General features: G+C 70.5%; 19 protein-coding genes. 9 read left to right on the top strand and 10 right to left on the bottom strand.

Annotation, left to right across the window (positions count from 1 at the left end):
- Nucleotides 1-31: 31 nt before the first annotated feature.
- Nucleotides 32-1,063, bottom strand: a complete 1,032-nt coding sequence (locus tag SSPS47_RS23150) for a LysR family transcriptional regulator (RefSeq protein ID WP_164252713.1) — start codon at nucleotides 1,061-1,063, stop codon at nucleotides 32-34.
- A 202-nt stretch (nucleotides 1,064-1,265) separates the two neighbouring features.
- Here SSPS47_RS23150 and snpA point away from each other — a divergent pair, with 202 nt between their 5' ends.
- The gene (gene snpA, locus SSPS47_RS23145; protein ID WP_147873912.1) at nucleotides 1,266-1,919 is read left to right on the top strand and encodes a snapalysin; all 654 of its coding nucleotides are present in this window, start codon (nucleotides 1,266-1,268) and stop codon (nucleotides 1,917-1,919) included.
- A 221-nt stretch (nucleotides 1,920-2,140) separates the two neighbouring features.
- On the opposite strand, the gene SSPS47_RS23140 is transcribed toward snpA, so the two are convergent.
- From SSPS47_RS23140 to SSPS47_RS23125, 4 genes are all read right to left on the bottom strand, one after another.
- On the bottom strand, nucleotides 2,141-2,581 hold the full coding sequence (locus tag SSPS47_RS23140; protein WP_164252712.1) for a DUF6304 family protein: 441 nt from the start codon (nucleotides 2,579-2,581) through the stop codon (nucleotides 2,141-2,143).
- 90 nt (nucleotides 2,582-2,671) lie between these two features.
- Complete coding sequence (locus tag SSPS47_RS23135) at nucleotides 2,672-3,250, bottom strand: dihydrofolate reductase family protein (RefSeq protein WP_164252711.1); 579 nt, start codon at nucleotides 3,248-3,250, stop codon at nucleotides 2,672-2,674.
- Between the two features lie 157 nt (nucleotides 3,251-3,407).
- Nucleotides 3,408-4,448: a family 2 encapsulin nanocompartment cargo protein polyprenyl transferase gene (locus SSPS47_RS23130; protein ID WP_203557904.1), complete on the bottom strand. Its 1,041-nt coding sequence runs from the start codon at nucleotides 4,446-4,448 to the stop codon at nucleotides 3,408-3,410.
- Between the two features lie 120 nt (nucleotides 4,449-4,568).
- On the bottom strand, nucleotides 4,569-5,975 hold the full coding sequence (locus SSPS47_RS23125) for a family 2B encapsulin nanocompartment shell protein (protein WP_147873916.1): 1,407 nt from the start codon (nucleotides 5,973-5,975) through the stop codon (nucleotides 4,569-4,571).
- Nucleotides 5,976-6,254: 279 nt separating this feature from the next.
- Here SSPS47_RS23125 and SSPS47_RS23120 point away from each other — a divergent pair, with 279 nt between their 5' ends.
- Nucleotides 6,255-6,833 (top strand): N-acetylmuramoyl-L-alanine amidase, encoded by a 579-nt coding sequence (locus SSPS47_RS23120; RefSeq protein WP_164254889.1) that lies wholly within the window; start codon nucleotides 6,255-6,257, stop codon nucleotides 6,831-6,833.
- Between the two features lie 43 nt (nucleotides 6,834-6,876).
- Nucleotides 6,877-7,857: a pyridoxal-phosphate dependent enzyme gene (locus SSPS47_RS23115; protein WP_164252709.1), complete on the top strand. Its 981-nt coding sequence runs from the start codon at nucleotides 6,877-6,879 to the stop codon at nucleotides 7,855-7,857.
- Here SSPS47_RS23115 and SSPS47_RS23110 read toward each other — a convergent pair.
- The gene (locus SSPS47_RS23110; protein ID WP_164252708.1) at nucleotides 7,836-9,434 is read right to left on the bottom strand and encodes a Na+/H+ antiporter; all 1,599 of its coding nucleotides are present in this window, start codon (nucleotides 9,432-9,434) and stop codon (nucleotides 7,836-7,838) included. The two genes, SSPS47_RS23115 and SSPS47_RS23110, sit on opposite strands and share 22 nt — an antisense overlap.
- Nucleotides 9,435-9,469: 35 nt before the next feature.
- Between SSPS47_RS23110 and SSPS47_RS23105 the strand changes: the two genes are divergently transcribed.
- The 3 genes from SSPS47_RS23105 (at nucleotide 9,470) to SSPS47_RS23095 (ending at nucleotide 11,366) form a co-directional block, all read left to right on the top strand.
- The gene (locus tag SSPS47_RS23105) at nucleotides 9,470-9,730 is read left to right on the top strand and encodes a UBP-type zinc finger domain-containing protein (RefSeq protein ID WP_147873919.1); all 261 of its coding nucleotides are present in this window, start codon (nucleotides 9,470-9,472) and stop codon (nucleotides 9,728-9,730) included.
- A 251-nt stretch (nucleotides 9,731-9,981) separates the two neighbouring features.
- Nucleotides 9,982-10,395 carry an anti-sigma regulatory factor gene (locus tag SSPS47_RS23100; protein WP_023538758.1) on the top strand — a complete coding sequence of 138 codons (414 nt, stop codon included), beginning with the start codon at nucleotides 9,982-9,984 and terminating at the stop codon, nucleotides 10,393-10,395.
- A gap of 86 nt (nucleotides 10,396-10,481) precedes the next feature.
- On the top strand, nucleotides 10,482-11,366 hold the full coding sequence (locus SSPS47_RS23095; protein WP_187280057.1) for an RNA polymerase sigma factor SigF: 885 nt from the start codon (nucleotides 10,482-10,484) through the stop codon (nucleotides 11,364-11,366).
- A 294-nt stretch (nucleotides 11,367-11,660) separates the two neighbouring features.
- On the opposite strand, the gene SSPS47_RS23090 is transcribed toward SSPS47_RS23095, so the two are convergent.
- Entirely contained in the window at nucleotides 11,661-12,089 is a 429-nt protein-coding gene (locus SSPS47_RS23090) for a hypothetical protein (protein ID WP_203557902.1), read from the bottom strand.
- Nucleotides 12,090-12,192: 103 nt separating this feature from the next.
- On the opposite strand from SSPS47_RS23090, the gene SSPS47_RS23085 reads away from it, so the two are divergent.
- Nucleotides 12,193-13,161 (top strand): diacylglycerol kinase family protein, encoded by a 969-nt coding sequence (locus SSPS47_RS23085; protein WP_164252707.1) that lies wholly within the window; start codon nucleotides 12,193-12,195, stop codon nucleotides 13,159-13,161.
- A gap of 317 nt (nucleotides 13,162-13,478) precedes the next feature.
- Nucleotides 13,479-13,736 (top strand): WhiB family transcriptional regulator, encoded by a 258-nt coding sequence (locus tag SSPS47_RS23080; RefSeq protein WP_004937597.1) that lies wholly within the window; start codon nucleotides 13,479-13,481, stop codon nucleotides 13,734-13,736.
- A 231-nt stretch (nucleotides 13,737-13,967) separates the two neighbouring features.
- On the opposite strand, the gene SSPS47_RS23075 is transcribed toward SSPS47_RS23080, so the two are convergent.
- Both SSPS47_RS23075 and SSPS47_RS23070 read right to left on the bottom strand, forming a co-directional pair.
- On the bottom strand, nucleotides 13,968-15,461 hold the full coding sequence (locus tag SSPS47_RS23075) for a PAS domain-containing sensor histidine kinase (protein ID WP_164254885.1): 1,494 nt from the start codon (nucleotides 15,459-15,461) through the stop codon (nucleotides 13,968-13,970).
- Nucleotides 15,462-15,795: 334 nt separating this feature from the next.
- Nucleotides 15,796-16,884 carry an SIS domain-containing protein gene (locus SSPS47_RS23070; protein ID WP_164252706.1) on the bottom strand — a complete coding sequence of 363 codons (1,089 nt, stop codon included), beginning with the start codon at nucleotides 16,882-16,884 and terminating at the stop codon, nucleotides 15,796-15,798.
- 180 nt (nucleotides 16,885-17,064) lie between these two features.
- Between SSPS47_RS23070 and nagB the strand changes: the two genes are divergently transcribed.
- Nucleotides 17,065-17,847, top strand: coding sequence for a glucosamine-6-phosphate deaminase (nagB, locus tag SSPS47_RS23065; RefSeq protein ID WP_164252705.1), 783 nt, complete (start codon nucleotides 17,065-17,067; stop codon nucleotides 17,845-17,847).
- Nucleotides 17,848-17,932: 85 nt separating this feature from the next.
- On the opposite strand, the gene SSPS47_RS23060 is transcribed toward nagB, so the two are convergent.
- Nucleotides 17,933-19,468, bottom strand: a complete 1,536-nt coding sequence (locus SSPS47_RS23060) for a glycoside hydrolase family 3 protein (RefSeq protein ID WP_164252704.1) — start codon at nucleotides 19,466-19,468, stop codon at nucleotides 17,933-17,935.
- Nucleotides 19,469-19,472: the final 4 nt, after the last annotated feature.

The following is a 19,472-nucleotide window of genomic DNA, read 5'->3' as shown; positions in this document are numbered from 1 at the left end:
AACCTCACACTCGGGGGGGTGTCCTGAAACCTCAGGCAGCGGGCGCGTGCAGCAGGGGGCTCTTGTTGCGCGTCAGCCACTGGCGGTACACGCCGGCCTGCAACGCCGCCTCTCGGTAGGCCGCCTCCAGGTCCGCGTAGACCTCGGCGCCGCCGGGACCGTCACCGTCACCGTCACCGGCGCGGTCCGCGTCCGGGCTCGTACCCGAACTCGCGATGCCCGCGCCCTCGTACGCTCCCGGCCGCGAGAACAGCAGCAGCCGCACCCCCAGCGGGTCGTCGCGCAGCGGACGCACCACCATGTCCTCGCGCGGGACCGAGGTGGGCTGGCAGGGCGCTATGGCCTCGCCCACGGCGATCAGCGACGAGGCGGTGAGGTAATCCCCGTGCAGAACGGGCGGGTTGAGCCCGGCATCGCTCAGTACGCGGCGCAGGCCGTCCCATTCGCCGTCCACGGTCGGGTCGATCATCCACCGGTCGCTCGCCAGATCGGCCAGCTCGACGACCGGCCGGCCGGCCGCCGGATGGTCCCGGGCCAGCGAGATGAACTGCGGCTCCCGTTCGACCAGTACGCGCCGGTCGAGCCCCGGCGGCACGCGCAGCTGGCAGCCCTCGACCTCGTGCACGAACGCCACGTCCAGCCCGCCCCCGGCCACCTCCCGCAGCAGCGCGTTCGCCGAGACGTCCATCTGGAGCGAGATGTCCGTGCCCGGCAGCCGCTCGCGCAGCCTGCGCAGCCAGCCCGCGAGCGCGCGGCTCGCCGTCGAGCCGATCCGCAACCGGGGCCCGGCGGACCGGTCGGCCGCCGCCCGTGCCTCGCTGACGAGCACGGCCATCCCCGCGATCAGCGGACGCGCCCGGCTGAGCACGGAGTGACCGAGCAGGGTGGGCCGGCAGCCGGTGCGTTCACGGGAGAACAGCTCGGCGCCCAGCGAGTTCTCGATCCGTCGCAGCTGCGTCGTCAGGGACGGCTGGCTCATACCGAGCTGCCGGGCCGCTTTGTGCAGACTTCCCGCGTCGGCTATGGCGCACAGCGCGCGCAGATGCCTGACCTCCAGCTCCATGTACCGAAGAGTAGGCCTGCCGTTTGCTCCACGCCAGGGACCCAAAGGGCGCTAATTGGCTGTCATGCACGGGAAATTGGGTGAGCGTCCGCCGGGGCGATACTCCCGTGCTATCGCCCTTCGGCATCATCCGCCACGGCGCCGCGGGGCACGACACTCATCCCTACCGAACCCGTTCATCGGACGAGTAGGAGCCCCCCACATGAGATACCCCAAGACGGCCGTCTCCGCGATCTGCGGAATCTCGCTCGCCTTCGCGACCGCTCTCACCGCCGCCCCCGTCGCCGCCGCTGCCCCCACCAGCGACGCGCCCACCACCTCGTACGCCGCGTACGAGGGCTCTGCGGCGGACACGGCCGCGACCAAGGCCTTCTACCAGGCCGTCATGAAGTCGGTCGCCGAGAAGCGTGCCGCCAACCCCGGCGCGCTCGCGGTCACCGTCGTCTACGACGCCTCCGGCGCACCGTCGTTCGCCGGGCAGATAGCCAGCAGCACCCAGATCTGGAACAGCGCGGTCTCCAACGTGCAGCTCCAGCAGGGCAGCAACGCCGACTTCACCTACGAAGAGGGCAACGACCCGCGTGGCTCGTACGCGAGCACCGACGGGCACGGCCGTGGCTACATCTTCCTGGACTACGCGCAGAACCAGCAGTACGACTCCCTGCGCGTGACCGCCCACGAGACCGGGCACGTGCTCGGCCTGCCGGACAACTACACGGCCCCGTGCAGCAAGCTGATGTCGGGCGGCGGCCCCGGCCCGTCCTGCACCAACTCGCAGCCGGACGCGGCTGAGCGCAGCGAGGTCAACAGCCTCTGGGCGAACGGCTTCACGGCCGCGCTGGCCAAGGCATCTTGATCCGTCGCTGATCCGTCGCGATCAGCCGCCGGTCCCACAGCCGGTCGTCGGATCGCGAACCCCCCACCGGATCAGGCGCCAAAATCGGGCGTGCCGGTACTCACTGGTCGAGTACCGGCACGCCCGTGCCGCGTTCGCCGTCCGCCGAGCCGGGCAGCCGGTGGCAGGCGCCGTGCGCCTGCCGGGTCGGTTCGGACCTCCGAGGATGCCGGGCGTGGAGGTCAGGCGTTCACCAGGATCCTGCCCTCGAATTCCGTGTCGTCGGGCAACTGTCGCTTGATCCGGTCGAGGGCGTCACGGAACCCTCCTCCGACGATGCCCGACTCGTAGGCCGCTCCGCCGCAGCGCAGCGTGAGGCTCAGCTCGGCGCGCCCCGAAGGCGTGCCGGCCGGACGCTCACCGAGCGTCAGCAGGCAACTGAGCGTGGCCTGTTGAACCGTGCCGCCCGCACTGACGGGCATGGGTATGTCCCACTCCAGCACACACGACGACAACACCCCTCCCGCCTCCGTGGGTTCGAGCACGGAGAAATCGGCCCCCTCGTAAGCAACTCCCCTTATATGGGTGCGGACTTGCCGCCCGTCCGCGCTGATCGCGATGGGCTCCGCACCACGGCGGTCCCGGTACCAGCCCGCCCATGACTCCGTCGACTCCGCTGTCATGCGCGGACTGTAGCGGTACGGGACGCTCCGCCGCCGCGTGGGTCACCGCTTCACCGCTTCACGGCTCCCCACACCCGCCGCCGGGTGTCTTCACCGCTTGCGGCCGTACGTCCTGACGACCACTCCGTTGCCGAAGGCGCGGTGGGATTCCAGCTCGAACTCGGTGAGGGCGAACTCCGTGCCGAACATGGGCATTCCGGAGCCGAGGATGAGCGGATACGCCTTGACAACCAGTTCGTCCACCTCCTCGATCAGCTGGGCGGCGAGATTCGCGCCGCCGCAGAGATAGATCCCGAGACCGTCCTCCCGCTTCAACTCCCTTATTCTCGCGTCGAGATCGCCGGAGACGATCTCCACGGCCGGGTCGGGGCTCGCGAGGGTCCGCGACGCCACGAGCTGGCGCATGTGCGCGTACGGACTGGTGACACCGTCCTTCAGCGCCAGGTCGTAGCTGCGCCGGCCCTGGATGACGGTGTCGAACTGCTTGTTCTCCAGGTGGTCGAGACCGAGCGGACGGCGGCCGTGCGTCGGCAGGGTCTCCGGATACTCGCTCTTGAGGAAGTCGAGGAACTCCTCGTCCACGAAGCGGGTGAAGAAAGCAGCCTCACCACTGGGGTCGCCGATGAAACCGTCGATCGACGCGGCGACGAAATAGCTGAGCTTGCGCAAGCCTGTCCTCTTTTGCGATGGGCGACAGAAGATGCCAATGGCCGCCGCCCGGAGCACATCCGGGGTGCGCGGCCTTTACCACTCCATCCATAGTGCTTCACCTGTAGTGGTTACGCAAGGTCTTTTGCCTGCCCCCGATCGCGGCCCGCGCGCCGGCCTACCGCGTGCGGCGCGTGACGTACTCGGCGAGGGCCAGAAGATCACCCGCCCTTGTCAGATCCGGGACGGCTCCGGCCAGTTGCTGGACCGCCCGGGACATCCGGTCCGCCGCCTGCTCCTGCGCCCAGTCACGTCCGCCGGCCCGCTCGACCGCCGAAGCCGCGCGCGCCACGGCCGCCTCGTCCATCGGCCGCAGATAGAGATCCGCCAGCTCCTCGGCGGCCGGATGGCCCGAGACCAGCGCGGCGACAACCGGCAGCGACTTCTTGTGGGCGACCAGATCCGCACCGGCCGGCTTGCCCGTACGGTCGGGGTCACCCCAGATCCCGATCAGATCGTCGATGAGCTGGAAGGCCAGCCCGGCCTCGCGCCCGAAGGCGTCGAGCGCCGCGACCTCCTCGTCGCCGGAGTCCGCGTACAGCGCGCCGAGGGCGCACGAAGTGCCCAGCAGCGCACCGGTCTTGGCCATCGCCATCGTCAGACACTCGTCCAGCGAGACGTCGTTCGGCCCGCGCAGCTCCAGCGCGCAGTCCGCCTGCTGTCCGGCGCACAGCTCGATGACGCAGTCGGTGAGCCGCACGGCCGCCGGGGACGAGGCCGGATGGCGGTCCTCGGCCAGCAGCCGCATCGCCAGCGCCTGGAGGGCGTCGCCGGCGATGATCGCGTCGGTGGTGCCGAAGACCGTCCAGGCCGTGGGCCGGTGTCTTCGCGTCGGGTCCTCGTCGATGACGTCGTCGTGCAGCAGGGTGAAGTTGTGCGCCAGCTCCACGGCGACCGCCGCCGGTACGGCACGGTGCGGCTCTCCGCCGAGTGCCTGTGCTGCCGCGAGTACCAGGGCGGGCCTGATCGCCTTCCCCGCACCGCCCGCCACGGGTGAGCCGTCGGCCCGCTCCCAGCCGAAGTGATATCTCGCGACACGGCGTACGGCCGGGGGCAACGACTCGACGGCCGCGCGCAGTTCGGGTTGGACGACGCTACGGCTGCGCTCCAGGAGCGCCACGGCCTCATGGCCATCGGTGGCGGCATCCGTGCTGGTCATGGTCACGGTCACTTCCTCTGCGGCGGGCTGGGGAACCGGTGGACGACAGGCGCGTACCGGGTGGGGCCCGGCCGCCGTACGGACGGACGGCCCCCACCCGGAGACGTCGCTCAGGTCACGTCACCGCCAGCGGCTCACTTCCACGTTCTCCAGGACGCCGAGGGCGTCCGGCACGAGAATCGCCGCCGAGTAGTAGGCGGTGACCAGGTACGAGATGATCGCCTGCTCGTCGATGCCCATGAACCGGACCGACATGCTGGGCTCGATCTCGTCCGGGATGCCGCTCTGCTGGAGCCCGATGACGCCCTGCTCGCTCTCGCCCGTACGCATACAGATGATCGAGGTCGTCCGGGCGTCCGAGACCGGGATCTTGTTGCAGGGGAAGATCGGCACACCGCGCCAGGCCGGCACATGGTGGCCCCCGACCTCCACCGTGGCCGGATTGAGCCCCCGCTTGTTGCACTCACGGCCGAAGGCGGCGATGGCCCGCGGGTGCGCGAGGAACATCTTCGAACCGCGGCGGCGGGACAGCAGCTCGTCCATGTCGTCGGGGGTCGGAGCGCCGTCGTGCGGCTGGAGCCGCTGGCCGTAGTCGCAGTTGTTCAGCAGGCCGAACTCGCGGTTGTTCACCAGCTCGTGCTCCTGGCGCTCGCGCAGCGCCTCGACCGTGAGCCGCAACTGCTGCTCGGTCTGGTTCATCGGCTGGTTGTAGAGGTCGGCGACCCTGCTGTGGACCTTCAGTACGGTCTGCGCGACGCTCAGCTCGTACTCCCGCGGCGCCCCCTCGTAGTCCACGAACGTATGGGGCACCACCGCCTCGCCGACATGGCCGGCGGACAGCTCGATCGCCGCCTCGCCGTACTTGTTGGTCCGCTGCGCGGGAATGGACGCCAGCGCGTCCAGATGGCCCCGCAGCGACTGCGCCCGCTCCGCGAGGTTCAGCACGTCCTGCCGGCTCAGCACCAGCACGGTGCACGCCGTGGCCGCGCGTGCCGTGTACTGCCAGGTGGCCTCCTCGTCCACCAGCGCCTGATCCCCGAAGTACGCCCCGTCGGCGAGGACTTCGAGCACCGTCTCGTCCCCGTAGGGCCCCTCGCCGACCTTCTCCACCTTGCCGTGCGCCAGCAGGTACACCCGGTCCGCCGGGCCACCGGCCGCGGCCACGGTCTGGCCCGGGGCGAACTCCTGCTGCTCGCAGCGGTTCGCCAGTTCGGCCAGCACCTCCTCGTCCTCGAAGTCACGGAACGCCGGCAGCTCACCCAGCTCCGCCGGAATGACCTCCACCCGGTCGCCCGTCTGCACGAACGTCACACGCCCGTCGCCGACCGAATAGCTGAGCCGACGGTTGACCCGGTACGTACCGCCCTGCACCTGCACCCAGGGCAGCATCCGCAGCAGCCACCGCGAGGTGATCTCCTGCATCTGTGGCGCCGACTTCGTGGTGGTCGCCAGGTTCCGCGCCGCGGCCGTTCCCAGACTCTGCTGGGAAGGGGGCTCCACCGTACGGACCTCGTCACCAACCGACATGAATCTCCCTCTCGATCATGGGCTGACCTGCGTGAAAAGCTTTGCATCACGTGTAGTTGTCGCGCCATCACACAAATGAGTGGGACTGGATCTCCGCAGTCGGGGCACGTTTACGGCTTCTGTCATCCACGGCTCACGCTCGGCCGAAAGTGACCGGATCGGCTCGTACGGCGTGCGAATCGATGGTCCACTCCGTCGTGTCCGGGTAAGAGGCCAGCGAAGAGAACCGATGCACAACGCTCCACATCCACCGGTCAGGAGGCGGCCATGGCCACACCCATGTCTGCGAGCAGCTTCATCCGTGCGCTGAAGAACGAGGGTCTGACGGTCGTCGAGGTCGGCGACTGGCGTACGCACAACCGCAACCACGTGGGGCCCTGGGGCCCGGTCCACGGCGTGATGATGCACCACACGGTCACCAAGGGCACCGCGAACACCGTCCGCATCTGCCGTGACGGGTACGCGGGGCTGCCGGGGCCGCTGTGCCACGGCGTCATCTCCAAGGACGGCAGAGTCCATCTCGTCGGCTACGGCCGGGCCAACCACGCGGGCAGCGGCGACGACGACGTCCTGCGCGCGGTGATCGCCGAGAAGACCCTGCCGCCGGACAACGAGGCCAACACCGACGGCAACAGACACTTCTACGGCTTCGAGTGCGAGAACCTGGGCGACGGCAAGGACCCGTGGCCGGCGGTCCAGGTGGAAGCCATGGAGGCCGCGGCCGCCGCCGTCTGCCGCGTCCACAACTGGAACGGTCCCTCGGTCATCGGCCACCTGGAGTGGCAGCCGGGCAAGATCGACCCGCGCGGCGTCTCGATGGGGGGCCTGCGGCGGCGCATCGACGAACGTCTGAAGTAGAGCGGCCGGGCCGGCCGGCATTCACCGGCGCGACAATGGACGGGTGACTCCGGAAGCGCTCGACCTCGCCGCCCTGCGGCCACGGCTGCCGTCACCCCTGCGGACCGTCGAGGACGAGCGCTTCACCCGCCGCGGCGTACGGCTGCTGCTCAAGCGGGACGACCTGATCCACACCGCCCTGCCGGGCAACAAGTGGCGGAAGCTCGAACCCAACCTGCGGGCCGCCTCCGGCGGCGGTCACCTCGCCCTGCTCACCTTCGGAGGCGCGTACTCCAACCATCTGCGCGCCACCGCCGCCGCGGGCCGGCTGCTCGGCTTCGCGACGGTCGGCGTCGTACGGGGCGACGAGCTGGCCACCCGCCCCCTGAACCCGTCACTCGCCGCGTGCGCCGCCGACGGCATGCGGCTGCGCTTCCTCGACCGGGCGACCTATCGCCGTAAGACCGAGCCCTCCGTACTGAGGGAGATCCTGGAGACGGCCGCCAACGGGCTCGCGGTGCCCCGCGAGCGTGTCTACGTCGTCCCGGAGGGCGGCAGCAACTCCCTTGCCGCGCGGGGCTGTACGGCCCTCGGGCGGGAGCTGCGCGGGGCGGCCGACGTGGTGGGTGTCGCCTGCGGCACCGGCGGCACCCTCGCGGGCCTGGCCGCCGGTCTCGCCCCGGGGCAGCGCGCCGTCGGCTTCCCCGTGCTGAAGGGCGGCTTCCTGGCCGGGGAGGTCCGCGCCCTCCAGCTGGCCGCCTTCGGCGGCCCCCGGGGCGACTGGAGTCTGGACGAGCGCTTCCACGGCGGCGGCTACGCCCGTACGACACCCGCCGCCGACGACTTCGCCGACGACTTCGAGGACCGGCACGGGCTCCCGGTCGAGCGCCTCTACGTGGCGAAGATGCTCCACGGGCTGACCACCCTCGCCGAGGAGGGCGCCTTCCCGCCCGGCAGCACGGTCGCCGCCGTCGTCACCGGCCGCCCTCCGGACCCGGCCGAAGGCGACGGCGGCGACTGCGGTCAGCCGGTCTCCTCGCGGTAGGCCACGGCCTCCTCCAGATCCAGCCTGCGCAGCAGCGTCCGCAGCATCTCGTCATCGATCCGCCGCTCGTCGCGCAGCGTCACGAAAACGTCCCGTTCGACGCCGATCATCTCCCTGGACAGCCGCTGATAGGTGCGGTCGGCGGATTCGCCGGTCAGTTCGTTGACCGTGCCGAGCCGCTCCCACACCGAGTTCCGCCGCCGCTCCAGGACGTTGCGGAGCCGGTCCGCCAACGGTTCGGCCAGGGCGTTGCGTTCGTCGGCGAGCAGTTCGTCGAGCCGTTGTTCCGCCGCCACCGACGCCCGGCTCTGCGCCTGCGCCTCGGCCAGCGTCTCGGCGTAGCTGTCGCGCCCCGGCAGCTTCAGCAGCCGGATCAGCGTCGGCAGCGTGAGGCCCTGGACGACCAGGGTGGCGATGACGGTGGTGAACGTCAGGAAGAGGACGAGATTGCGGGTCGGGAAGGCGTCGCCGTCGTGCGTGGTCAGCGGGATGGAGAAGGCGATGGCCAGCGACACCACACCGCGCATGCCGGCCCAGCCGACGACCAGCGGCGCCTTCCAGTTCGTGTCCGGTTCTCGCTCCCTGATCCGCTTCGACAGCAGGCGCGGCACGAAGGTGGCCGGGAAGACCCAGATGTAGCGGACCACGACGACGGTGACGAACACCCCGACGGCGTAACCGGCGACCTCCATTCCCCCGTAGGAGCCGAGCCCCTTCAGTACATAGGGGAGCTGGAGCCCGATCAGGGCGAAGACCACGGACTCCAGGAGGAAGGACACCATCTTCCACACGGCCTGCTCCTGGAGCCGGGTCGCGAAGTCGACCTGCCAGGACCGGTGTCCGAGGTAGAGCCCGACCACGACGACGGCCAGCACCCCCGAGGCACCCACCTGTTCGGCCGCCGCGTAGGCGACGAACGGGATGAGCAGCGAGAGGGTGTTCAGGAGGAGCGCCTCCCGCAGATGCGTGCGGAGCCAGTGGAGCGGCACCATCAGCACGAGGCCCATTCCGATGCCTCCCAGGGAGGCCAGCGCGAACTCGCCGATCCCGCCGGCCCAGCTCGCGCCTTCCCCGACGGCCGCCGCGAGCGCCACCTTGAACGCGGTGATCGCGGTCGCGTCGTTCACCAGCGACTCACCCTGGAGGATGGTCGTGATCCGGCTGGGCAGCCCCAGTTTGCGGGCGATCGCGGTGGCGGCGACCGCATCCGGCGGCGCGATGACGGCGCCGAGCACCAGGGCGGCGGTCAGCGACATCTCGGGGATGAACAGATAGGCGAGATAGCCGACGACGAGCGTCGCGAAGAGGACGTATCCCACGGAGAGCAGGCCGACGGCCCGCACATTGGCCCGCAGGTCCAGATAGGAGCTCTCCACGGCGGCCGTGTGCAGCAGGGGCGGCAGCAGCAGGGGAAGGACGATGTGCGGGTCGAGTACGTAGCTGGGCACGCCCGGCACGTACGCTGCGCCGAGTCCAGCCGTGACAAGGAGCAGCGGGGCCGGAACGGGCGTCCTTCGGCCCGCTGCGGCGATCACCGCGCTTCCCGCCACCAGGGCGATCAGCTGCAACGGGTCCATCCCACGTCCTCCCCTAGCGTCGTAATCTGGCCATCATGAGTGAGTGCCAGCACGTTGCCGACCTCCCACGCCCCGAACCCGAGCCGCTGAGCGGGACCTGCCTGGAGTGCGAGGCTTCGGGCAGCCACCACGTACAGCTTCGGCTCTGTCTGGTCTGCGGCCATGTCGGGTGCTGCGACTCGTCACCGCACCGGCACGCCTCACGTCATTTCAGGGATACGGGGCACCCCGTGATGCGTAGCTTCGAGCCCGGTGAGACGTGGCGTTGGTGCTTCCCCGACGGTTCGATCGTCTGAGCCCTGGGTACGTCAACCCTCCGCCGGTTCTTCGTAATTGGTTCCCGCACACCTCTAGCCACTGTCCGTGCTCATATGCCTACTATGAGTAATCGACCGGTCGGTGCCGGCCCGGGGGTCCCTGCGACACGGGACCATGGATCGCGATAGCGTCGCCAGTCCAGACCGGCTCCGTGCCGACCACGTAACGCGAGCTCCGGGGTTTCCCTTCCCGGAGCCCTTGAGAAGCTTGTGCCACCTTGGAGGTGAGGGTGTCCCAGATCGCAGGCGAGCCCGGGACCCAGGACTTCGTGGAAGTCCGGCTGCCCGCTGCGGGTGCCTACCTGTCCGTGCTCCGTACGGCTACGGCCGGCCTGGCAGCACGCTTGGACTTCACCCTCGACGAGATCGAGGACCTGCGCATCGCGGTCGACGAGGCCTGCGCGATCCTGCTCCAACAGGCCGTACCGGGCTCCGTCCTCAGCTGTGTGTTCCGGCTCATCGACGACTCCCTCGAAGTGACCGTCTCGGCGCCGACGACGGACGGGCGCGCGCCGGAGCGTGACACGTTCGCGTGGACCGTGCTCTCGGCGCTCGCGGGCAAGGTCGACGCGACGGTCGCCGACGACCGCACGGTCGCCATCAGCCTGTACAAACAACGCGGCGCGGGACCCGGGCCGGCGTGAGGAACGGGGACGGTCCGGTGCGTGACGAGGAGCGGGTCCCACAGGATCCGCGCGAAGGGCATGAGGTTCCGGCGGATCCGGCGCTCATGCCGTCGGGCATTCCGGAGCAACAGGCCCGGCCCCATCCGGTGGACGGGCTTGACGGCCGGACGGCCGGGGCGGAGCAGGCGCAGGCAGAGCGGGCGGCCACGATGAGCGAGCACAGGCAACACGACCCACATGACCGCAGCGGGGCGCGGGCGATGTTCATCGAGCTGCGCAAGCTGCCGGAGGACTCTCCCGAACGGGCGCTGCTGCGCAATCAGCTGGTGCGGATGCATCTGCCGCTCGTGGAGCATCTGGCCCGCCGGTTCCGCAACCGCGGCGAGCCGCTGGACGATCTGACGCAGGTCGCGACGATCGGCCTGATCAAGTCGGTGGACCGGTTCGATCCGGAGCGAGGTGTCGAGTTCTCGACGTACGCCACTCCCACGGTCGTCGGCGAGATCAAGCGGCACTTCCGTGACAAGGGCTGGGCGGTGCGGGTGCCGCGCCGTCTCCAGGAGTTGCGGCTGTCGCTGACGACGGCTACGGCCGAACTCTCGCAGCAGCACGGCCGTTCGCCGACGGTGCACGAGCTGGCGGAGCGTCTCGGCATCTCCGAGGAAGAGGTCCTCGAAGGGCTGGAGTCGGCCAACGCGTACAGCACGCTGTCGCTGGACGTCCCGGACACGGACGACGAGTCCCCGGCGGTGGCGGACACGCTCGGCTCGGAGGACGAGGCGCTGGAGAGCGTCGAGTACCGCGAGTCGCTGAAGCCCCTGCTGGAGGATCTGCCGCCGCGGGAGAAGCGGATTCTGCTGCTGCGCTTCTTCGGCAACATGACGCAGTCGCAGATCGCGCAGGAGGTCGGCATCTCCCAGATGCACGTCTCGCGGCTGCTGGCACGGACGCTGGCGCAGCTGCGCGAGAAGCTGCTCGTGGAGGAGTGACGGGCCCTCGGGCCGCGGCCGGGGCGGTCTCACCGCCCGCCCGGTGGATGGTTCGCCCTCAGTCGCCGGACGGGCTCATTTCGACCCCGTCCGACGATTGAGGACACCCCCGGCCACGGCCTGGGGAGTCCGGAATGCGGCGCCGTCCGCCCGCGGGGCGGGGCCCGCGGCGGCCGGTTCGGTGCATCGCAAGGCGGAGGACCGGTCGCTACCGGCCGTACTCGGCCGACTCCGACAACGCGGCGATGTGCCGTGCCAGGCGCCGTCGGCCAGGCGGGACTTTCCGGACACGGCCTACGCGCTGTCCCGGCCCCGGATGCCGAGTGCTTCGGTGGTCGTCGGGTTGACCAGCAGGACCAGCGCCGTCCCGGCCACCACCGCGAGCGCGATCCCGGCCGGGATCAGCGGGCCGCTGGAGCGCAGCAGCGTCCAGGCGACGGGCAGCGCCATGATCTGGGTGACGAGCGCGGGGCCGCGGCTCCAGGCGCGGCGCAGCAGCAGTCCGCGGGCGGCGAGCAGCGGGATGACGGCGAGGGCGATGAGGGTGATGCCGCCCATCTCGGCCTGCTGCGGGCTGTCGGGCCGCCCGAGGAGACCCATCGCGAGCATGTACACGCCACCGACGACGAGCGCGAGGGCTTCGAGGCCCGCGCAGGCCGCCGCCGCGGTCAGTCGCCCTGGGCGCGGGCTCGGGTCGGTGGTGTTCCGCTCACTGCTGCTCACCCCAGCAGGGTAGCGGCCGGTCCCCGGTGACCGGCGGGCCCCCGGAGGGGGCACGGCCCGCCCGGGGAGGGGGCAGGCGTCCGTGGCCGGTAATCTCCTCCGTATGCGCGCACTCCTTGTGGTCAATCCGGCAGCAACCACCACCAGTGCCCGCACACGCGACGTACTCATCCACGCGCTGGCCAGCGAGATGAAGCTGGAGGCGGTGACGACCGAGTACCGGGGGCACGCCCGGGATCTGGGACGGCGCGCGGCGGACTCCGAGGACATCGAGATGGTCGTCGCACTCGGCGGTGACGGCACGGTCAACGAGGTCGTCAACGGCCTTCTGCACGGCGGTCCGGACCCCGACCGGCTGCCACGGCTGGCTGTCGTGCCGGGCGGTTCGACGAATGTCTTCGCGCGTGCGCTCGGGCTGCCGAATGACGCCGTGGAGGCGACCGGCGCCATTCTGGACGCGCTGAGTAACCGGAGCGAACGCACTGTCGGTCTGGGACTGGCGGCCGGTACTCCGGGTACGGACGACGAATCGGTTCCCGCACGCTGGTTCACTTTCTGCGCGGGTCTGGGATTCGACGCCGGAGTGGTCGGCCGAGTCGAACAACACCGGGAGCGCGGTAAGCGATCGACGCACGCGCTCTATGTGCGCCAGGTGGTAAGGCAGTTCATCGACGAGCCTCATCGCCGGCGCGGCATGATCACCCTTGAGCGCCCCGGCGAGAAGCCGGTCACGGACCTCGTGCTGTCCATAGTCTGCAACACGGCTCCCTACTCCTACCTGGGCAATCGTCCGCTGTACGCGTCGCCGGGCGCCTCGTTCGACACCGCTCTGGACGTGCTCGGACTGAGCAAGCTGTCGACTCCCGCGGTGGCTCGTTATGCGACGCAGTTGCTCAATTCGACCCCCGATCGGGGTCCGCACGGCAGGCACGCGGTTTCCCTGCACGACCTGACCGACTTCACCTTGCAATCGAAGGTCCCACTGCCCTTCCAGATGGACGGCGACCACCTGGGACTGCGAACTAGCGTGACGTTCACAGGCGTACGCCGTGCACTGCGTGTGATTGTGTGAGTGGAAGTGGGGAAAGTCCTTTCACTCGAACGTTTAGGCTGGCATCCACCCCATGGAAGTACGGCTGTGACCGAGTCGACACCGAGGAATCAAAAAAAACTTTCCTGAAGGGGTTGTATCCGCAGCCGAGGTTTGCGAATCTCTACATGGCGCTCGGGACGGCCCGCATCACCGGCCTCCGCTGAGCGCCAGAACCCCCTCCTCAAACCAGGACCACACCAGTTCATCTGGGAGTCGGCCCTTCCCTTGTCGGGGGATTCGTGAAAGCGTTCACATTCACAAGCATTCCGCACGTAACACCAAGAGAGGTAGCAGCCATGGACTGGCGTCACAACGCCGTTTGCCGCGAGGAAGACCCGGAGCTCTTCTTCCCCATCGGCAACACCGGTCCTGCGCTGCTGCAGATCGAGGAAGCCAAGGCCGTCTGCCGTCGCTGCCCCGTCATGGAGCAGTGCCTGCAGTGGGCGCTCGAGTCCGGCCAGGACTCGGGTGTCTGGGGTGGCCTCAGCGAGGACGAGCGCCGCGCCATGAAGCGTCGTGCCGCTCGCAACCGGGCGCGTAACGCGACCGCCTGAGCCCCCGCCACAGACCTTGAGCACGGCGGCGCGTACAGCGTGTACGTATAACCCCGCCCCCGAGCCGCAGCGCGCAGTACCCCCCGATGCGCAAACGTCATAGAGCTTGAGGCCGAGCCCCGGACCGTCACCACGGTCCGGGGCTCGTTGCTGTGCGGGCCACGGTGAGAATGCTGTGAAGAAGAGTCGGCCGGTGCGGAGCGGACGGCCCGAAGGACGGGCCGGCTCCGGTTACTTGTGCGGCTCGACCGGGATGTCGAGGATCACCCGAGTGCCCCGTTCCTGGCCCGGAAGCATGTCGAAACCGCCGCCCAACTCCCCTTCCACCAGGGTTCGTACGATCTGCAGACCCAGATTGCCGGCCCGTCGCGGGTCGAAGCCCTCGGGCAGTCCGCGCCCGTCGTCCTGGACGGTGATGAGCAGCCGGGCATCCGAACGGCCTTCGTCGGCGGGGCGTTTGGGCAAGGTCCCGCCGCTTCGGACGGCGTGCACCTCGACCGTGCCGCGCTCCCCCGTCGCGAAGGCGTGCTCCAGCGCGTTCTGCAGGATCTCGGTGAGGACCATGGACAGGGGCGTCGCCACCTCCGCGTCCAGAATCCCGAACCGGCCCGTCCGGCGGACCGTCTTGCCGGGTGAGATCTCCGACACCATCGCGAGCACCCGGTCGGCGATCTCGTCGAACTCGACCCGTTCGTCCAGATTCTGAGAAAGCGTCTCATGGACGATGGCGATGGAACCGACCCTGCGCACCGCCTCGTTGAGGGCTTCGCGGCCCTGCTCCGAGTCCATCCGGCGGGCCTGGAGCCTGAGCAGCGCGGCGACCGTCTGGAGGTTGTTCTTCACCCGGTGGTGGATCTCCCGGATCGTGGCGTCCTTCGTTATCAACTCGCGCTCACGTCGCCGCAGTTCGGTGACGTCACGGAGCAGGATCAGCGAGCCGATCCGGGTGCCCTTCGGCTTGAGCGGGATGGCCCGCAGCTGGATGACGCCGCCGCTGCTCTCGATCTCCGTCTCCCGCGGGGCGTATCCGCTGGCCAGTTTGACCATGGCCTCGTCCACCGGGCCGCGCGCCGGGGCCAGTTCGTCGGTCGTCTGCCCGAGATGGTGTCCCACCAGGTCGGACGCCAGTCCCAGCCGGTGATACGCCGAGAGGGCGTTGGGGCTCGCGTACTGGACGACGCCGTCGACGTCGAGCCGGATCAGACCGTCGCCGACCCGCGGTGAGGCGTCCATGTCGACCTGCTGGCCGGGGAAGGGAAACGATCCGGCGGCGATCATCTGGGCGAGGTCGGAGGCGGACTGGAGGTAGGTCAGCTCCAGCCGGCTGGGGGTGCGGACCGTGAGCAGATTGGTGTTGCGCGCGATCACGCCGAGCACGCGGCCCTCCCGGCGTACGGGGATGGACTCGACCCGCACCGGGACCTCCTCACGCCACTCCGGGTCCCCCTCCCGCACGATCCGGCCCTCGTCCAGCGCGGCGTCCAGGAGCGGTCTGCGGCCCCGGGGGACGAGATGGCCGACCATGTCGTCCTGGTAGGACGTGGGGCCGGTGTTGGGCCGCATCTGGGCCACGGAGACGTAGCGGGCGCCGTCGCGGGTGGGGACCCACAGGACGAGGTCCGCGAAGGACAGGTCGGAGAGCAGCTGCCACTCCGAGACCAGCAGATGGAGCCATTCGAGGTCGGACTCGGTGAGGGCGGTGTGCTGGCGTACGAGGTCGTTCATGGAGGGCACACAGGGGAGCGTACCCGCGAGGTGAACCGGGACGGTCGGTGCGACGTGGTGGCGGGTGGGGCCGGAAAATGCCCTCTCCGATCCATGGACATATGAGAATGGTCTAGTCCACAATGCTTGGGTAAAGCTTCCGCCCTCCCCGCACAGGAGGACGGAACGAGGTAACCGGCGCTCTCTGCCCTGACTGCGTCGATACCTCCTCACGGCCCTCGCGGCCGTAGCAACTCCGGGCTGCGGTGCCGGACGGGCTGAGGGTCCCGTCCTGGCGCCGCGGCCCGTGGGTGTCTCCGGGGCCACCGGCGGGGCCGGGCGCGGGGCGGCGGACTCAGTGGGTCTCGGTGACCTTGGCCAGCGCGCGCGGCGCGTCCGGGTCCTGGCCGCGGGCCAGGGTGATCTCGTACGCCAGCCGCTGGAGCGGCAGGATCTCCAGGACCGGCTGGACCTCCTCGGCGACGCCCTCCGTGGGAAGCGCGAATCCCGCCGACGCGGCTGCGGCCTCGCGCTCCGGTCCGACCACGCACAGGTCCGCGCCCCGGCCGCGCAGCCGCTCCAGGACCGGCTGGAGCGCTTCGCCGCCCCGGCCGTCGGTGACCACGGCGATGACCGGCGAGATGTTGTCGACCATGGCGAGCGGGCCGTGCAGCAGGTCCGCGCCGGAGTAGGCGAGCGCGGGGATGTAGCTCGTCTCCATGAGCTTGAGCGCCGCCTCCTTGGCCGTCGGGTAGCCGTAGCCGCGCGAGGTGATGACCATCCGCTCGGCGAACCGGTAGCGGGAGGCCAGCGTGCGCACCTCGTCCGCGCGGGCCAGGATCCGCCCGGCCAGGTCCGGCAGGACGTTCGCGGCTTCCCCGGCGCCGCCGCCCAGGCCCTCGGCGAGGAGGTAGAGCGAGAGCAGGGACGCCGTGTACGTCTTCGTCGCTGGCAGGGCCTTCTCCGGGCCCGCGAGGACGTCGATGTGGAACTCGGAGACGGCGGCCAGCGACGAGTCCGGGTTGTTGGTCACCGCGAGCGTGATCGCCCCCGCCTCGCGGGCGGCCCGCGTCGAGGCGAGGAGGTCGGGCGAGCCGCCCGACTGGCTGACGGTGATCACCAGTACGTCGCGCAGGTCCGGCCGGGCGCCGAAGGCGGTCGTCGTGGACATGGAGGCCAGCCCGCAGGGCATGCCCCGGCGGATCTCCAGCAGGTACTTGGCGTAGAGCGCGGCGTGGTCGGAGGTGCCGCGAGCGGTGAGCAGGACGAAGCGCGGACCGCGCGCCGCGATGCGGGCGGCCACGTCCCGGATGCGCGGCGCGCCCTCTTCGAGGATGCGGCGCAGCATCGCCGGCTGCTCGGCCATCTCGGCGGCCATCAGCCGGCCGGGCGGTTCGGTGTGCGTGAGCTGTGCGGCCTCTTGGGAAGGGTTCGTCGCGGACATGCCGGGGTGCCTCCACATCGCTGGAGATGACCGGGGGACGGCGCCCACGGGGCCCGCACAAGTCGACCACGGGAACGTCCGCCTTCGCCAGCGGAAGGGCCCGCCCCGCCGCCGGGCGCTCTGCTAGATTGGTCTATACCACGAGACTCAGAGGACTCTTACCAGATCGGCAGGCCCAGCGTGGAAGTTGTCATCGTCCAGGACGCCAAGGCGGGCGGCGAGCTCATAGCGGAGAGCATCGCGGGCCTGCTGCGCCGGAAGCGCGACGCCCTGCTCGGGGTGGCCACCGGATCGACCCCGCTGCCCGTCTACCAGGCGCTGACCGCCAAGGTGCGCGCCGGCGAGGTGGACGCCTCGGGCGCCCGCATCGCGCAGCTGGACGAGTACGTCGGCCTGCCGGCCGGGCACCCGGAGTCGTACCGCTCGGTGGTCCTGCGTGAGGTCGTCGAACCGCTCGGGCTCACCGAGGACGCGTTCATGGGGCCGGACGGCGCCGCCGAGGACGTACAGGCGGCGTGCGAGGCCTACGACCGGGCGCTGGCCGAATCCGGTGGCGTGGACCTCCAGTTGCTCGGCATCGGTACCGACGGGCACATCGGCTTCAACGAGCCGTGCTCGTCGCTCGCCTCGCGCACCCGCATCAAGACGCTCACGCGGCAGACCCGGCAGGACAACGCCCGGTTCTTCGACAGCCCGGACGAGGTCCCGCACCACGTCATCACCCAGGGCATCGGCACCATCCTGGAGGCCCGGCACCTGGTGCTGCTGGCCACGGGCGAGGGCAAGGCCGAGGCGGTGGCGCAGACCGTGGAGGGGCCGGTGGCCGCCGTCGTACCCGCCTCCGCGCTGCAACTGCACCCGCACGCCACGGTGGTGGTCGACGAGGCCGCCGCCTCCAAGCTGAAGCTGGCGGAGTACTTCCGCGCCACCTACGCCGCCAAGCCGGACTGGCAGGGCATCTGACGGGCCCTCCCCGGAACACCCGGGGGAAAACGCCGGAGGGGCCGCACCACGCGGCCCCTCCGGCGTTCGCGTACTCGCGTCCTGCTCAGGCTCCCCGGCCCGTCAGCGCCTCCGCCGCCGCCCGGCCGCAGACGCGCGCGGCGCCGTACGTGGCGATGTGCGGGCTTCCCGTGGGCTCGGCGTGGTTGACACCCATCTCCACGACGGCGGTGTCCGGACGGGCGGCGAGGATGCCGTCGAGGACGGCCGCCATCCAGGGGTGCCGGTGGATGTCGCGGACGACGGCGACGATCCTGCGCCGTCCCGCCGCGGCCAGCACCTCGGCCGCGGTGTTCTCGCCACCGTAGGTGCCGGTCCCCGTGCCGGGCAGCAGCGCCGTCAGCTCGGCCGCGACGCCCCAGGGGGTCTCGTCGCCGACGGCGATGTTCGCCACGGGCGCGAAGGAGGCGACGTACGGCGCCTCCTGAAGAGGTTCGACCGTGCCGGTCACCCGCAGGGCGCGGCGCGCGGCGACCAGTCCGATGCCGGACCCGGCGCCGTTGCCGGTGCCGCCGATGCCGGGCGCGATCCCCTCCTGTACGGCCGCGCCCGGCCCCGAAGCCCCCCGCGCCCGGAGCGTCCAGTCGGCGAGGGCGCGTACCCGCGCCGCCGCGTCGGCCAGTCGCTCCTCGGGCAGTTCGCCTTCCCGCACCGCGTCGACCAAAGCATCGCGCAGTCGCAGGACGGTCTCCTCGTCGGCCAGGCCGCCGCCGACGCAGATCGCGTCGACGCCCGCGGCGATCGCGAGGACGGAGCCGCGCTCGATGCCGTACGTCGACGCGATGGCCTGCATCTCTATGCCGTCGGTGACGATCAGCCCGTCGAAGCCCAGCTCCTCCCGGAGCAGACCGGTGACGATCTGCGGGCTGAGAGTCGCGGGGCGGTTCGGGTCCAGCGCGGAGAGCAGGATATGCGCGCTCATCACCGATTTGGAACCCGCGGCGATCGCCGAGCGGAAAGGCGCCAGTTCACGGGCGTGGAGTGTGTCGAAGTCCACGTCGATGCGGGGCAGCGCGTGGTGGGAGTCGACGGCCGTGTCGCCGTGCCCGGGGAAGTGCTTGGTGCAGGCGGCGACCCCGGCGGACTGGAGACCTTCCACATAGGCGGCCGTGTGGCGGGACACGAGCGCCGGGTCGGCGCCGAAGGACCGGACGCCGATGACGGGGTTGTCGACGTCGGAGTTGACGTCGGCGGACGGCGCCCAGTTGAGGTTGACGCCGCACGCGGCGAGCCGGCCGCCCAGTTCCCGCGCCACGGCGCGCGTGAGGTCCACGTCGTCGACGGAGCCGAGCGCGTAGTTGCCGGGGAAGGACGAGCCGTCGCGCACTTCGAGACGGGTGACGTCCCCGCCCTCCTCGTCGATGGCGACGAGGACGTCGTCCCGCTCGGCCCTCAGCTGCGCGGTGAGCGCGGTCAGTTGGGCCGGCGAGGTGATGTTGCGGCCGAAGAGGCCGACGGAGGCCAGACCCTCGCCGATGCGCCGCAGCAGCCAGTCCGGCGCCGTGGTGCCCCGGAAGCCGGGCTGGAGGACGGCGAGGGCGTCGCGGGTCAGGGTGTCGGAGCTGTGGGTGAGAGTGGTCATACGG

Origin of the sequence: Streptomyces sp. S4.7 (assembly GCF_010384365.1) — a bacterium.
Classification (GTDB): domain Bacteria; phylum Actinomycetota; class Actinomycetes; order Streptomycetales; family Streptomycetaceae; genus Streptomyces.
The sequence above is the reverse complement of the archived record's forward strand: the minus strand, read 5'-3'. Positions and strand labels throughout refer to the sequence as shown.